Annotated in this window: 15 protein-coding genes; 6 read left to right on the plus strand and 9 right to left on the minus strand. The window is 72.4% G+C overall.

Annotated elements, in window-relative coordinates; genetic code table 11:
• The 4 genes from CCN29_RS23670 to CCN29_RS23685 form a co-directional block, all read right to left on the minus strand.
• Positions 1-216, minus strand: a 216-nt coding sequence (locus tag CCN29_RS23670) for a beta-D-xylosidase (protein WP_143661372.1), incomplete at its 3' end; no start/stop codon positions are given.
• Positions 213-1,031 (minus strand): carbohydrate ABC transporter permease, encoded by an 819-nt coding sequence (locus CCN29_RS23675; protein ID WP_031023000.1) that lies wholly within the window; start codon positions 1,029-1,031, stop codon positions 213-215. The genes CCN29_RS23675 and CCN29_RS23670, both read right to left, overlap by 4 nt.
• Positions 1,028-1,987: a carbohydrate ABC transporter permease gene (locus CCN29_RS23680; protein ID WP_086684355.1), complete on the minus strand. Its 960-nt coding sequence runs from the start codon at positions 1,985-1,987 to the stop codon at positions 1,028-1,030. The genes CCN29_RS23675 and CCN29_RS23680 overlap by 4 nt, the downstream gene beginning before the upstream one ends.
• Before the next feature lie 10 nt (positions 1,988-1,997).
• A complete protein-coding gene (locus CCN29_RS23685; RefSeq protein WP_031022997.1) occupies positions 1,998-3,302 on the minus strand; it encodes an ABC transporter substrate-binding protein in 1,305 nt (434 codons plus the stop codon).
• 138 nt (positions 3,303-3,440) lie between these two features.
• On the opposite strand from CCN29_RS23685, the gene CCN29_RS23690 reads away from it, so the two are divergent.
• Together CCN29_RS23690 and CCN29_RS23695 are read left to right on the plus strand one after the other, a co-directional pair.
• Positions 3,441-4,460 (plus strand): LacI family DNA-binding transcriptional regulator, encoded by a 1,020-nt coding sequence (locus CCN29_RS23690; protein WP_031022996.1) that lies wholly within the window; start codon positions 3,441-3,443, stop codon positions 4,458-4,460.
• 134 nt (positions 4,461-4,594) lie between these two features.
• Positions 4,595-5,239: a dienelactone hydrolase family protein gene (locus CCN29_RS23695; RefSeq protein WP_031063286.1), complete on the plus strand. Its 645-nt coding sequence runs from the start codon at positions 4,595-4,597 to the stop codon at positions 5,237-5,239.
• 72 nt (positions 5,240-5,311) lie between these two features.
• Here CCN29_RS23695 and CCN29_RS23700 read toward each other — a convergent pair whose 3' ends face one another.
• The 5 genes from CCN29_RS23700 to CCN29_RS23720 all read right to left on the minus strand — a co-directional run bounded on the left by CCN29_RS23700 (position 5,312) and on the right by CCN29_RS23720 (position 8,800).
• On the minus strand, positions 5,312-6,307 hold the full coding sequence (locus CCN29_RS23700) for a polysaccharide deacetylase family protein (RefSeq protein WP_107481728.1): 996 nt from the start codon (positions 6,305-6,307) through the stop codon (positions 5,312-5,314).
• A gap of 240 nt (positions 6,308-6,547) precedes the next feature.
• A complete protein-coding gene (locus tag CCN29_RS23705; protein ID WP_006134406.1) occupies positions 6,548-7,171 on the minus strand; it encodes an Rv1733c family protein in 624 nt (207 codons plus the stop codon).
• A gap of 66 nt (positions 7,172-7,237) precedes the next feature.
• Entirely contained in the window at positions 7,238-8,056 is an 819-nt protein-coding gene (locus CCN29_RS23710; RefSeq protein ID WP_006134407.1) for an acetate and sugar kinases/Hsc70/actin family protein, read from the minus strand.
• Positions 8,053-8,430, minus strand: coding sequence for a TraR/DksA family transcriptional regulator (locus tag CCN29_RS23715; protein ID WP_100247965.1), 378 nt, complete (start codon positions 8,428-8,430; stop codon positions 8,053-8,055). Before CCN29_RS23715 ends, CCN29_RS23710 begins: the two co-directional genes overlap by 4 nt.
• 46 nt (positions 8,431-8,476) lie before the next feature.
• Positions 8,477-8,800 carry a TraR/DksA C4-type zinc finger protein gene (locus CCN29_RS23720; RefSeq protein WP_006134409.1) on the minus strand — a complete coding sequence of 108 codons (324 nt, stop codon included), beginning with the start codon at positions 8,798-8,800 and terminating at the stop codon, positions 8,477-8,479.
• A 331-nt stretch (positions 8,801-9,131) separates the two neighbouring features.
• On the opposite strand from CCN29_RS23720, the gene CCN29_RS23725 reads away from it, so the two are divergent.
• The 4 genes from CCN29_RS23725 to secD all read left to right on the plus strand — a co-directional run bounded on the left by CCN29_RS23725 (position 9,132) and on the right by secD (position 13,558).
• Positions 9,132-10,124 (plus strand): HAMP domain-containing sensor histidine kinase, encoded by a 993-nt coding sequence (locus tag CCN29_RS23725; protein ID WP_006134410.1) that lies wholly within the window; start codon positions 9,132-9,134, stop codon positions 10,122-10,124.
• Positions 10,121-10,804, plus strand: a complete 684-nt coding sequence (locus CCN29_RS23730) for a response regulator (RefSeq protein WP_006134411.1) — start codon at positions 10,121-10,123, stop codon at positions 10,802-10,804. The genes CCN29_RS23725 and CCN29_RS23730 overlap by 4 nt, the downstream gene beginning before the upstream one ends.
• Positions 10,801-11,202 (plus strand): hypothetical protein, encoded by a 402-nt coding sequence (locus CCN29_RS23735; RefSeq protein WP_031022990.1) that lies wholly within the window; start codon positions 10,801-10,803, stop codon positions 11,200-11,202. Before CCN29_RS23730 ends, CCN29_RS23735 begins: the two co-directional genes overlap by 4 nt.
• Positions 11,203-11,275: 73 nt before the next feature.
• Positions 11,276-13,558 (plus strand): protein translocase subunit SecD, encoded by a 2,283-nt coding sequence (gene secD, locus CCN29_RS23740; RefSeq protein ID WP_052034423.1) that lies wholly within the window; start codon positions 11,276-11,278, stop codon positions 13,556-13,558.
• Positions 13,559-13,615 lie beyond the last annotated feature (57 nt).

Here is a 13,615-nt window from a genome sequence, read left to right on the forward strand (position 1 = left end):
CGCGTCGAGGTCGACGGCCTCCTCCATGTCGTGCTGGTGCGGGGCGACCTCGCCGCCGTTGGCGGAGGCGCCGACCCACACGCCGTACAGCTGGGCGATCTTCTCCTGGAGGGTCATGGCGCCGATGAGCGCGTCGACCCGGGCGGAGACGGGGTGGGAGGGATCGTTCCAGAGGGGGATTTCGGGGGTGGTCTCTACGGCCACGTTCGCGGTCACTTTCCTCCGACGCCCATCAGACCCTGGACCAGGGCGCGACGGGCGAACAGGTAGACGAGCAGGATGGGCACCATGGACAGCACCACGGCGCCCAGCAGCCCGGGGATGTCGATGCCGTGTTCGGTCTGGAAGTCGTACAGGCCCAGGGTGACGACCTTGGTGGTGTCGGACTGGGTGAGCACGAGGGGGAACAGGAAGCCGTTCCATGCCTGGAGCGCGGAGAAGACCACGATGGTGGACAGTCCGCCCCGGGACAGCGGCAGGACGAGCTGGAAGAACATCCGGCGCGGTGTGGCGCCGTCCATGGCCATGGCCTCGTACAGCTCCGGGGAGATGTCGCGCATGGCGCCGCTGAGGATGAGCGCGGACATCGGCAGGCAGAAGGCGGCCGTGGGCAGGATGACGCCGAGCAGGTTGTCGTACAGCCCGGCTTCGCTGATCAGGTAGAACATCGGCACGATCACGGCCTGGGCGGGGATCGCCAGGCCGAGCAGGAACAGCCGGAAGATCGCCGACGTGGTCCGGCCCCGGCTGCGCACGATGGCGTAGGCGAGCGGCGGGACCAGCAGCAGCACGATGCCGATCACGCAGGCGGTGACGACGAGCGTGTTGAGGAAGTACCGGCCGAAGCCCGAGTCGAAGGCGCCGGTGTAGTTGTCCAGGGTGATGCTGTCCGGGACGGAGACCGGCCCGTTCTTGGCGTAGTCCTGGCGGGTGCGCAGGGTCGCCGCGAGCATCACGTACAGGGGCAGGCCGACCAGGAAGAGCCAGACGAACGAACCGGCGCCGGCCAGGTAGTTGGGGCGGCGCCTCATGACACACCTTCCATGGAGCTGCGCATCTTGTCGTAGCCGGAGACCTTCACCACGACCAGGGAGATGATGGTGGCGGCGACGACCAGGGCGAGGGCGATGGCGGAGCCGGCGCCGAAGTCGAAGCCCTTGAAGGCCTTGTCGTACATGTAGTAGGCGCTGATGGTGGTGTCGGTGCCGGGGCCGCCCTGGGTGAGGATGAGGACGGTCTCGAAGGTGGTGAGGCCACCGACGATCATCAGGATCATCGACGTGATCATGGAGTTGCGGAGCTGCGGCAGCGTGATGTGGAAGAACTGCCGGTAGCGGCCCGCGCCGTCGATCTCCGCGGCCTGGTAGAGCACCTGCGGGACGGACCGGGCGGCGCCCTGGTAGATCAGCGTGTGGAACGGGGTGAACTGCCAGGTGCTGACGAACGCCAGCACGCCGATGGCGGTGGACTGTTCGCCGAACAGGTTGCCGTCGCCGAAGAGCCAGGAGGCGTCGGCCGGGATGCCGAAGTTCGGGTCGAGCAGGGCGCGCCACAGCACGGAGACGGCGGTGGCGGACAGCAGCAGCGGGATGAAGTAGATGACGGACAGCACGGCGCGGTTGCGCTGGTAACCGGCGGCCCAGACGCCGAGCAGGATGCTCAGCGGGGTCTGGATCACCACGCCGAGCGCGGTCAGCAGCAGGGTGAGCCAGATGCTGTTCAGCATCACCGGGTCGTCCATCAGGCGGGACCAGTTGTCGGTGCCGACCCACTGGGGTTCGCCGATCCCGTTCCAGCTCATGAAGGACAGCACCGCGACCATGATCAGCGGGACGATCGCGAAGAGGGTGAAGAACACGGCGGCGGGCAGCGCCCAGGCGAAGCCCGGGCGGCCCACCGTGGACACGGACGGGGAGGCGGCCGGCCGCCGCCGGGACTCCTTGCGGAGCCCGGCGGCGGGCGGAGCGCTCGTGATCTTTGTGGTCATGAGCCGTTCGTCACTCGGTCGGGAGGGCCTGCATGGCCTTGATGAAGCCGTCCGCGTCGAGCTGTCCGTTGAAGAACTGCTGGACGGCCTTGTGCATGTTGGAGGCCGCCGACTGCGGGTACGCCTGGTCCCAGGAGAGCTGGAACGACGGCGCGCCTGCCACCAGGTCGTACTGGAAGCGCGAGTACTCGGGCGTCGCGGACGTCTCGATGAACTGGTCGGTGTTGGTCGTGGTGGTGAGGTTGCCGACGTCGAGCTGCGCCTTGACGAACTCGTCGGAGTACATGAGCTCGAGGAACTTGGCGACGGCCTCGGGGTGCTTGGTCTTCTTCAGCACCGAGTAGTAGTTGTTGGTGTTGCCGGCGACGTTCTTCGGGTCGCCCTTGCCGCCCTTGACGGTCGGGAAGGCGGAGTAGCCGAGGCCCTTCTCGGCGAAGTCCGGGTGGTCGGTGAGCTGCTGCGAGTAGTACCAGGAGCCCATCAGCTCGAAGCCGGCCTTGCCCTGGGCGACCAGCGCGACCGAGCCGCCGTTGGTGTACTTGACCGAGTCGTAGTTCTTGCCGAAGGCGCCCGCGTCGACGAGGTCCCTGATCATCCCCAGGGCCTTCTTGCTCTCCGGGGCCTCCCAGGCGCTCTTGTCGCCCTCGAGGGCCTTCTGGAAGAGCTCCGGGCCCGCGATGCGGTCGTAGAGGTACTGGAACCACATCTGCGTGGGCCAGACGTCGCCGCCGCCGAGCGCGATCGGGGTGACGCCCTCGTCCTTGAGCTTCTCGACGGCGTCGAGCAGCTCGTCCCAGGTCTTCGGCGGCTGGACGCCGGCCTTCTTGAGCACGTTCTTGTTGTGGAACAGCAGCACCGGCTGCGTGCCGCGCATGGGGATGCCGTACGGCTTGCCGTCGACGACGGCGTTGTTGAAGACGGACGGGAGGAACTTGCTCTCCAGGTCCGGGTTCTTCTTGATGAAGCCGTCCAGCGGGAGGAGCAGGTCCGCCTTGACGAAGGGCTTGATGCTGCCTCCGCCCCAGTTGAAGAAGACGTCCGGGGCCTGCGGGGTGCTGATGATCGTCTGAAGCTTCTGCTGGTAGTCGGCACCGGGGATGGTGTCGAGGACCGCCTTGACGTCGGACGTCTCGTTGAACTTGTCGACGACCTGCTTCTCGATCTTGTTGGTGGCGTCCCCGTAGACCAGGATATGGATCTTGCCGTCGTCCCCCGCCGCCCCGCCGTTGCCGTCACCGCAGGCGGACAGGCTCAGGGCCAGGGCGAGCGTCGCACCGGTGGCGATCAGTCTGGGCAAGCGCGCACGTGTCTTCATCGTTCGCCTTTCGAAAGTTTCGGCAGCATCGCCGAAAGTCCATGCCGAGGGACAGTAGGTCAGACGGGAGTTGGGGTCAACGGTCGGGTCGCAACTCGCCCGAAACGTTATCGACACGCAGTGCTCTATCCTGCGGGTATGCGCGAAGACGACGAGACGAGCGGGCGTGTCACCCTGGCCGCGGTAGCGAAAGAGGCCGGGGTTTCGATGCCGACAGTTTCGAAGGTGCTCAACGGCCGTTCGGATGTCTCACGCGCGACGCGTGCCAAGGTGGAGAGGCTGCTGGACCTGCACGGCTACCGCCGGCGCGTGCAGCCCGCCACCCGCTACCCGCTCATCGAGATCGTGTTCCACGAGCTGGAGAGCGTGTGGGCGATGGAGCTGATCCGGGGCGTGGAGAACGTCGCGAAGGAGAACCGCGCGACGGTGGTCCTGACCGAGAGCGGCACCCGGCACACCCCCGACCCGGACTGGCTGCCGGGCGTGCTGCAACGCCGGCCGCTGGGCGTGGTGCTGGTCTTCTCCAGTCTGCCGCAGGACATCAAGCGCCAACTGCGGGCCGCTGCCATCCCGTTCGTGGTCATCGACCCGGCGGGCGACCCCGACCCGGACGTGCCCTCGGTCGGCTCCGCCAACTGGGCCGGGGGCCTCGCCGCCACCCGGCACCTCACCGAGCGCGGGCACCGGCGGATCGCCATCATCACCGGCCCGGGCGACATGCTGTGCTCGCTGGCCCGCCTCGACGGCTACCGCTCGGCGATGGCCATGGCGGGCCTGGACGCGGACCCCCGGCTGACCCGCTTCGGCGACTTCCACGTCCAGGGCGGCTTCGAACACGCCCTGGAGCTGCTGGAGGGCCCCGGCCGGCCCACCGCGATCTTCGCGGGCAGCGATCTCCAGGCACTCGGCGTGCTGGAGGCGGCCCGCGTCAAGGGGCTGCGGGTGCCGGAGGACCTGTCGGTGGTCGGCTACGACGACGTGCCGCTCGCCCAGTGGTCCAGCCCGCCCCTCACCACGGTCCACCAGCCGCTGCGCCACATGGCCGAGGAGGCCGCCCGCATGCTGCTGCGTCCGGACGACCCGGGCGCGGCGGCCCAGCGCATCGAGCTGGCGACGCACCTGGTGGTGCGGCAGAGCACGGCTCCGCTGGAGGCGTGAGGCGGGGCTCGGAGGGGTTGATGTGCCGTGGGGCCGTGAGGGGCGGCGTGGGCGGTACGCCGGGCCCCGTCTCGACCCGTCGCGCACGGGTACCCGGTGGTCCGGAGCGGAGCGGCCGGAGGAGGTGGCCGGGCATGGTGAGCGCGTCGGTGACGGTTCCGTCGGGTGCGGCGGCCCTGCGCGGTGATCTGGAGGTTCCCGCGGGGGCACGCGGTGTGGTGCTGTTCGCTCACGGCAGCGGCAGTTCGCGGCTCAGCCCGCGCAACCGTGCCGTCGCCGGGGTGCTGCGGAGGGCGGGGTTCGGCACGCTGCTGCTGGACCTGCTGACCGCGGCGGAGGAGGACGAGGACGCGGCGACCGGCCGGCACCGGTTCGACATCGGTCTGCTGGCGGGCCGGCTGGCGCACGCCGTGGACTGGCTGGAGGACCGGCCGGACGCGGTGGACCTCCCGGTCGGGCTGTTCGGGGCCAGTACGGGAGCGGCGGCGGCGCTGGTCGCGGCGACGGAGCGGCCGCGACGGGTGTCGGCGGTCGTCTCGCGGGGCGGACGGCCCGACCTGGCGGGCGACGCGCTGGGCCTGGTGGCGTGCCCGGTGCTGCTGGTCGTGGGCGGGGCGGACCCGGAGGTGCTGGACCTCAACCGCCGGGCCGCGCGGCGGATGTCCGCGCCGCACCGGCTCGACGTGGTGCCGGGCGCCACGCACCTGTTCGGCGAGCCGGGCGCGCTGGAGCGGGTCGCGGAGCTGGCCGCCGGGTGGTTCGGCGAGCATCTGGGGTGAGGGCTCGGCGAGCCGTGACAAGGGGGTGCGTGCCGCGGCTCGCCTCGCTTCTCAGCCGGGGGTGCGGCCGACTCAGCCGGTGGTGCAGGAGACCGTCGGCCAGTTCCGGTTGCCGTTGGTCTGGATCGTCACCCCCCAGTTGTTGCCGCTGCCGTTGGGCCGGGCGACGAGGGTCTGGCTGCTCGGGTAGGAGGCGCTGACGTTCCAGGTGCTCAGCACCCTCGCCGGCAACGGCACGTTCATCGTCACGGTCCAGTTGTTCGAGCCGGCGACCGAGACGTTGAGGTTGTAGCGGTCGCCCCAGCTGTTGCCCGCGGTGAGCGTCGCGGTGCAGGAGCCGCCACCGCCGTCCCCTCCCCCGCCGGAGCCGTCGGGGGCCACGGCGCGTCCCGTCTGCGGGGAGATCATGCCGGCGCACAGCCCGCGCGAGGCGAGGTTCTGCGCGATGCGCGGGATGGCGGCGATGGTGTTGGCCGGCCAGTCGTGCATCAGGATGACCTGTCCGTTGTTCAGCCGGGAGACGGCCTGCACGATGGCGTCGGTGCTCGCGTTGTTCCAGTCCTGCGAGTCGACGTCCCAGATGACCTCCGTGAGTCCGTACTTGGCGGCCGCGGCCTTCAGGGTGGAGTTGGTCTCGCCGTACGGCGGGCGGAACAACTTCGGCGTGCCGCCCCCGCCATTGGCGATCGCCTGCTGGGTGCGGGAGATCTCCGACTCCATCTGGGCCTGGCTCAGCTGGGTCATGTGGGGGTGGGTGTAGCTGTGGTTGGCGACCCACATGCCCGCGTCCACCTGCGCCTTGACCAGGGACGGGTTGGCGGCTGCATTCTGGCCCTGGTTGAACATGGTGGCCCGCAGGCCGTTCTGCTTCAGCGCGTTGAGCAGGTTCATGGTGCTGCCGGCCGCAGGGCCGTCGTCGAAGGTGAGCGCGACGTACCCGTTGCAGGCCGCCGCCTGTGCGGGGGCGGCGCCGACGCCCGCGGTCACGCCGGCCGCCACGGTCAGCGCGGCGGCGGCCACACCCGGGACCAGGTACCGGGTGACGGGGTGTCTCTTTCCGGTGCTCATGTGTGGGGGTCCTCCTCGTACGGGGGTCAGCCGAGGTCCGATGCCGTGTCAGTGTTGGCCTGAGCGCGTCGACCGTCAATGGTTTCGGTACGAGTTTCGAAAAGTTCGAGCGGCATGGGTGGGTGACGTGATGTCATTCGGCCAGCTCAACGACCGAGGAGGGATGCTTGCGTCCTGAAGAAGCGAGACGTCGCCCGGAATCACCCCGAAGCTCGATCAAGCGTGTACGAAACTTTCGTCTCACATCGGCGTCGTCCAGCGCGGGGCCGTCTCCGCCCACGCGGCGTCCCAGCGGGCGAGGTTGCGGCGGTGCAGCACCGCACCGGTGACGGCGTGCACGGCGGCGCCCGCGAGGGCGACGCCGATCGCGGCGAGCAGCGCCCAGCCCGCGGCGCGGCTGCGGACTTCCCTGCCGGTCATGGGCGCGTCGGTCGCCTCGCCCGCGGAGTCGGTCCAGACGCGGACGGTGCTGCCGCCGGTCAGGCCCGGCGGGACCTCCGCGCGGGTGGTGCGGGTCCGTCCCTCGCGGGTGACGACCCGCACCTCGACCGGGTAGCGGGTCCGCCGCTCCTCGTCCGAGCCCGGTTCCGGGTGCCGGGGCGCGTCGTGCAGGAGGGTCGCGTCGGTGAGGTGGCGCGTCTGCCTCTGGTGACGTGCGACGTCCTGGTAGTGCCGGTGGGCCGAGTCGCCCACCACGGCGGCGGCCACGGGGGCCGCGGCCAGGACGGTGAGCAGCACCCCGAGCCCCACCCAGGCCCGCACCGTGTCGGTGCGGCGGCGCAGCGGGTTGGGCCGCAGGCGCCGGAGCAGGGGGCGCCCCGGAGGGCCGGGGGGCGGCTGCGGCGGAGGTACGGGGCCCGCCACGTCACGGCTCCTTCCGGTAGCGGTCGCGGTCGCGGCGCATCACTGGGTCACGCGGTCCGGGTTCGGTCAGAAGACGCCGTCGGCGAAGGGATGGCCGGGGACGGCCGACGGGTGGCGGTGTGCGGCGGTCAGCAGTGCCGCGGCGCCGCGGACGGCGGCGGTGTGCGGGGACGGCACGACGCGCACCGCGCAGTTCAGGCCGTCCGGCAGGCCGGCGGTGATGTCGGGCCGCAGCGCTCCCCCGCCGGCCACCAGCACGCCGCGGCGCAGCGCGGTGCGGGTGAGGGAGGTGCGGTCCTGCCGGAGCATCGCCGTCACCATGCCGACCACCGCGTCGGTGATCAGCCGAGGCGGGGTGCCGTCGGACAGGTCGGCGGTGCCCAGCGCTGTGCGCCGGGCGTCGGTGACCGCGCCGTCGGCGAGCAGCACCACCTCGGTGAGCTGGGCGCCGATGTCCGCCACCAGCAGCGGCCGGACATGATCGGCGCCGGCGGCCAGCGCGACCGCCCGCGCGCCGGGGACCGTCAGTACGGCGCGCGGGCGGAGCACCTCGACGGCCGTGCGGGCCTCGGCGCGGAACGCCGGACCGTCCAGCACCGGGGAGATGACGACGACCAGCGGGCGGCCGAACCTCGGCATGCGGTGGCCGAGCAGCCGCTGAAGCATGCGGGCGGCGCCGGGCGTGTCGACGACCGCGCCGCGCCGGACGGGGCGGACGGCGCCGGGGAACGTCACGGTGGGCACGTCCAGGACCATGCCGCGCCCGGCGACGAACGCGCGGGTACGGGCGCTGCCCAGGTCGAGAGCGAGACCCGGGCAGCGCCTGCACAGCGGCCGGTGCCGGTGCCGTGGGGGAGCCGGCCGGGGGTACCGGTCCACGGTCACCGGCCGGCCTCCCGCACCTGCCGGCAGCGCCCGCAGTGGCGGGCCTGGGGGACGATCAGCAGGCGGTACCGCTCGACCGGGCGGCGGCAGAGCTGACAGACGCCGTACGTCCCGGCGTCCATCCGGGCCAGCGCCTCCTCGACGTCGGCGAGCACCATGCGGGCGGACGCGGCGAGCTTGACGCCGACCTCCATCCGCCCTGCGTCCTCGCGGAGGCCGCGGTCGTCGGCGCGGCTCGCCGTGGCGAACTGCCGCAGCTGCTCCCGGCGGAACAGCAGTTGCTGGTGCAGGCTGTCACGGAGCTCGGCGAGGTCCTCGGCGCTGAGAACCTCGTCGTACTCGCCGGCGGTCCTGATGGTCTGACGGGTCACCACTGCACCTCTCGGGCGGAGCGGGGCGGACGGGACATGCGGACAGGTCTCAGGCCGCGCGCCGGCAGCCGACGCAGTACCGGGTGTGCGGCAGGATCTCCAGCCGCTCCGGCGGTACCGGCTTGGCGCAGCCCAGGCAGGTGCCGTAGGTGCCGTCCTCGACGCGCGCGAAAGCCTCGTCGATCTCCCGCAGGACCCGCACGATGGCGTCCTTCTGGTTCGACATCAGGTGGTCGCCGGGGCTGTCCCCGGTTTCGTCCAGCGCCTTGAGCTGCGCGAGCCTGGTCGTGCGGGCGTGCTCCAGACGCCGGCGGACCTCGTCCGCGGCGAGGTTCGCGGCCCGGGTGTCGGTGCGGGGCAGGTCGAGCGACACGTGTTCCTCCTGAGGGACGTACGGGGGTGACGGACGCGGTGACGTGCGCGGCCCCGTACGGAGCGACGTACGCGACGGCGTACGGAGTGACGCTTCCACCCTGGCCGGAACCCGCCCGCCTTCCCATCGGGCGCGGGACCCATCTGTGCGGGGTCCGAGGACCCACCCCGTGCGGCATGGGTCCGCCGGCCGGCGGGAAATGGGGCGCGCGGCCCATCGACCGGGCCGGGGCGGCGGGGCAGGCTGGCCGGTGTCCGCCGGGACCAGGGGGTCGCCGCCGCATCGGAGGCCGAGGTGACCGACAGTAGAGGCAGACGAGAAAGAGGAAGGCGTGACCTCCGTGTCCCTGTACTGGCGGATCTTCGGTCTGAACGCCGTGGTGCTCGGCAGCGCCACGGCGCTGCTGCTGTGGGCTCCGGTGACCGTGTCCGTACCGGTGCTGCTGACGGAGGCGGTGATCCTCGTCGGCGGTCTCGTCGTGATGCTCGTGGCCAACGCGGTGCTGCTGCGCGTCGGTCTGGCCCCGCTGGACCGGGTGACGCGGCTGATGACCACCGTCGACCTGCTGCGTCCCGGCCAGCGGCTGCCCGTGCGCGGCGGCGGCGAGGTGGCCGGTCTGGTGAGCGCCTTCAACGCGATGCTGGAGCGCCTCGAGGGGGAGCGCGCCGCGAGCAGCGCCCGCGCGATCCTCGCCCAGGAGGGTGAGCGGCGCCGTATCGCCCAGGAGTTGCACGACGAGGTGGGGCAGAGCATGACGGCCGTGCTGCTGGCCCTGAAGCGGGCGTCGGACGAGGCGTCGGAGCCGCTGCGCGAGGAGCTGGTGCAGGCACAGGAGATCACCCGGGGCAGTCTGGACGAGGTGCGGCGGCTGGTGCGGCGGCTGCGCCCCGGGGTGCTGGACGACCTCGGTCTGGTGAGCGCGGTGACGGCGCTGACCACGGAGTTCGCCACGCACACCGGGCTGCGTGTGGTGCGCCGCTTCGACCCGGACCTGCCCGCACTGGACCAGGAGACGGAGCTGGTGCTCTACCGGGTGGCGCAGGAGGGCCTGACCAACGCGGCCAGGCACGCCGAGGCCCGCGGGGTCGAGGTGGTCCTGCGGAGCGCCGAGGAGGGCGTGGTGCTGGAGGTGGCCGACGACGGGCGGGGCATCGGCGCCGCCCGGGAGGGCGCGGGACTGCGCGGCATGCGTGAACGGGCCCTGCTGATCGGGGCCGCGCTGGACATCCGGAGCCCGGACATCCGGAGCCCGGACGAGGACTCCGCCACAGGAACCGGTACCCGTGTCCGGCTGACCGTGCCGGCCGTCAGGAAGCAGCCATGAACCACCAGGACTTTCCCGCCGGCCGCCCGGCGGACCCGATCCGCATCCTCCTCGCCGACGACCACGCGCTGGTACGGCGCGGTGTCCGGCTCATCCTCGACCGGGAGCCGGACCTGGAGGTGGTCGCGGAGGCGGGCGACGGGGCCGAGGCGATCGCGCTGGCCCGCACCCTCGACGTGGACCTCGCGGTGCTGGACATCGCCATGCCGCGGCTGACCGGTCTCCAGGCGGCGCGGGAGCTGTCCGCGCTGAAGCCGGGGCTGCGCATCCTGATGCTGACGATGCACGACAACGAGCAGTACCTGTTCCAGGCGCTGAAGGCCGGGGCGGGCGGCTATGTGCTGAAGTCCGTCGCCGACCGTGACCTGGTCGCCGCCTGCCGGGCGGCGATGCGCGACGAGCCGTTCCTGTACCCGGGGGCGGTGACCGCCCTGATTCGCAACTACCTGGACCGGGTACGGCACGGCGAGGAGGCGCCCGAGCGGCTGCTGACCCCGCGTGAGGAGGAGGTGCTGAAGCTGGTCGCCGAGGGACACTCGTCGAAGGAGATCGCGGAGCTGCTGTTCATCAGCGTCAAGACGGTGCAGCGGCACCGGGAGAACCTGCTGCACAAGCTGGGGCTGCGGGACCGCCTGGAACTGACGCGCTACGCCATCCGCGCGGGGCTCGTGGAGCCTTGACCGCCCACGCCCCGGGCCCCGCCGCCCGGCTTCCGCTGAGGGCCGCCGCAGCGCTCCTGGCCGCGCTCGCGGCCGTTCTGCTGGCCCTCGGTTCCGCGCCCGGCACGGCCCCCGTGCCGTCGGCCACGGAGACCTCGGCCGCCCCGGCGTACTCCTCCACGACGCAGCCGCGCAGCGACGAGGCGTACGTCGCCGCCCGTACGGTGCTCGCCCGGCCGGAGCGGGACGCCGGCGAGCGCGACACCGCCGGCGGCCCGCTGCTGTTCACGCCCCCGTACACACCGCGCGTCCCGCCCCGGCCCGCGCGCCCCGCGCCCGCGGCCGGTCACGCCCCGCCCGCCGCCGCGCACGTCCCGGCGGACCTGGGCCGGGCGCCGCCCATCTGCTCCAGCACCTGAAAAGCACTCTGACACCCCCTTTTCCCTTTCCGCGTGCCCGTCGACGGGCACGCGTGCCGTGCTGGAGGCACTTGTGAAACGTCCCGCCCGCGTCAGGGCGTTGTTCGCGCTTGCCGTGATCGCCGTGTCCGTGTTCGTCGCCGTCACCGTCCCGGTCCGTCTCGGACTGGACCTGCGGGGCGGCACCCAGATCGTGCTGGAGACCCGTTCCACCGAGACGCTGAAGGCCGACGCCGAGGCCACCGACCGCACCCTGGAGGTGCTGCGCGGCCGGGTCGACGCGCTCGGCGTCGCCGAACCGGGCCTCGTCCGCTCCGGTGACAACCGGATCATCGTCGAGCTGCCCGGCGTGCAGGACCCGCGGAAGGCCGCCGACGTGCTCGGCCGTACCGCGCAGCTCTCCGTGCACCCGGTCCAGGGGCCGGGCACGGAAGGCGACGAGAAGCTCCCGCCGGGAGAGCGCGTGCTGCCCGACGAGTCGGGCGAGTTGCTGCACCTCGGCAGGGCCGCCCTCGGCGGCCAGGACGTCAAGAGCGCCGCGTCCCGCTTCGATCCGCAGAGCGGCGCCGGCTGGCACGTCACCGTCGACTTCGAGGACGGCGAGGGCTGGGCCCGGCTGACAGGTGAGGCCGCCTGCCACCCGGCGGGCGACCCGCAGCGCCGGGTGGCCATCGTCCTCGACGACAAGGTCATCTCCTCGCCGCAGGTCGACCCGTCGGTGGCGTGCGGTGCGGGCATCACGGGCGGGTCCACGCAGATCACCGGTTCCTTCACCAGCGACGAGGCGAAGGAGCTCGCGCTGCTCGTGCACGGCGGCGCGCTGCCGGTGCCGGTGGAGACGGTGGAGCAGCGGACCGTCGGCCCGACGCTGGGCGCCGAGGCCATCCGCGCCAGCGCCTGGGCGGCCGTGGTCGGCACCGCCCTCACGGCGCTGTTCGTCATCGTCGTCTACCGCCTCATGGGCCTGCTCGCCGTCGTGGCCCTGCTCTGCTACGGCCTGATCTCCTACGCCGGTCTCGCCGCCCTCGGCGCGACGCTGACGCTGCCCGGTCTCGCCGGTTTCGTGCTGGCGATCGGCATGGCCGTGGACGCGAACGTGCTGGTGTTCGAGCGTGCCCGGGAGGAGTACGCGGGCCGCCGCCGGCCCAGCGGGCGGTCGGCCCTGACCGCCGGCTTCAAGGGCGCGTTCAGCGCGATCGCGGACTCCAACGTGACCACGCTGATCGCGGCGGCGCTGCTGTTCGTGCTGGCGTCCGGCCCGGTGAAGGGTTTCGGCGTCACGCTGGGCATCGGTGTGCTGGCGTCCATGGTCAGCGCGCTGGTGATCACACGGGTGCTCGCCGAGTTCGCGGTGGCGCGCCGCCGGGTGCACCGGCGTCCCGGTGTCACGGGGCTGGCCTCCGTGGGCCGGGTGCGCGCCTGGCTCACCCGCCGCGACCCGCAGCTGATGCGGCGCCCGCGCCGCTGGCTGGCGGTGTCGGCCGTGGTGCTGGCCGTCGCCGCGGCGGGCATCGTCGTACGGGGGCTGAACTTCGGCGTGGAGTTCACCGGCGGCCGGCTGATCGAGTACGCCACCGAGCGGACCGTCGACCCGGACCGGGCCCGCGACGCGCTCGCCGACGCCGGTTTCCCGCAGGCCGTCGTGCAGTCGTCCGGCGACAACGGCCTGACCGTACGCACCGAGGAGCTGACGAACGAGGAGGCGGTGAAGGTCGCCGGGGCCGTCGCCGAGGTCGGCGGCGGGGCGGAGAAGGTCCGCGACGAGCTGATCGGCCCGAGCCTCGGCGACGAGCTGCGGCGCAACGCGCTGCTGGCGCTGGGCCTCGCGCTCGTCGCCCAACTGCTGTATCTGGCCGTGCGGTTCCGGTGGATGTTCGGCGCGGGCGCGGTGGCAGCGCTGGCGCACGACGTGGTGATCCTCACCGGTGTCTTCGCCTGGCTGGGCAAGCCGGTCGACGGTGTGTTCCTGGCGGCGCTGCTCACGGTGATCGGCTACTCGGTGAACGACTCGGTGGTGGTCTTCGACCGCATCCGCGAACTGTGGCGCAAGGACGCGAAGGCGCCGCTGGCCCGGGTCACCAACCAGGCGATCCTCCAGACGGTGCCGCGGACGGTGAACACGGGCATCGGCGTGATGTTCATCCTGGCCGCGCTGGCGCTGCTGGGCGGCGACTCGCTCACCGACTTCGCCCTGGCGCTGCTCATCGGGATGGTCGTCGGCACGTACTCCTCGGTGCTCACCGCGTCCCCCCTCGCGATCGAGCTGGACGCCCGTGCGGGCGGCGGGAAGCGGCCCCGCGGGACCGCCCCGCGCACACCGGCCCCCCGAACGGAGCGCACGCCGACCGAGGTGTGACACGAGCGGGGGTGCGGGCGGCCGGGTCCGCCCGCACCCCCGCGGTCACCCCACCCG

Source organism: Streptomyces pseudogriseolus, from assembly GCA_002154585.1.
In the GTDB taxonomy this organism is placed as follows: Bacteria; Actinomycetota; Actinomycetes; order Streptomycetales; family Streptomycetaceae; genus Streptomyces; species Streptomyces pseudogriseolus.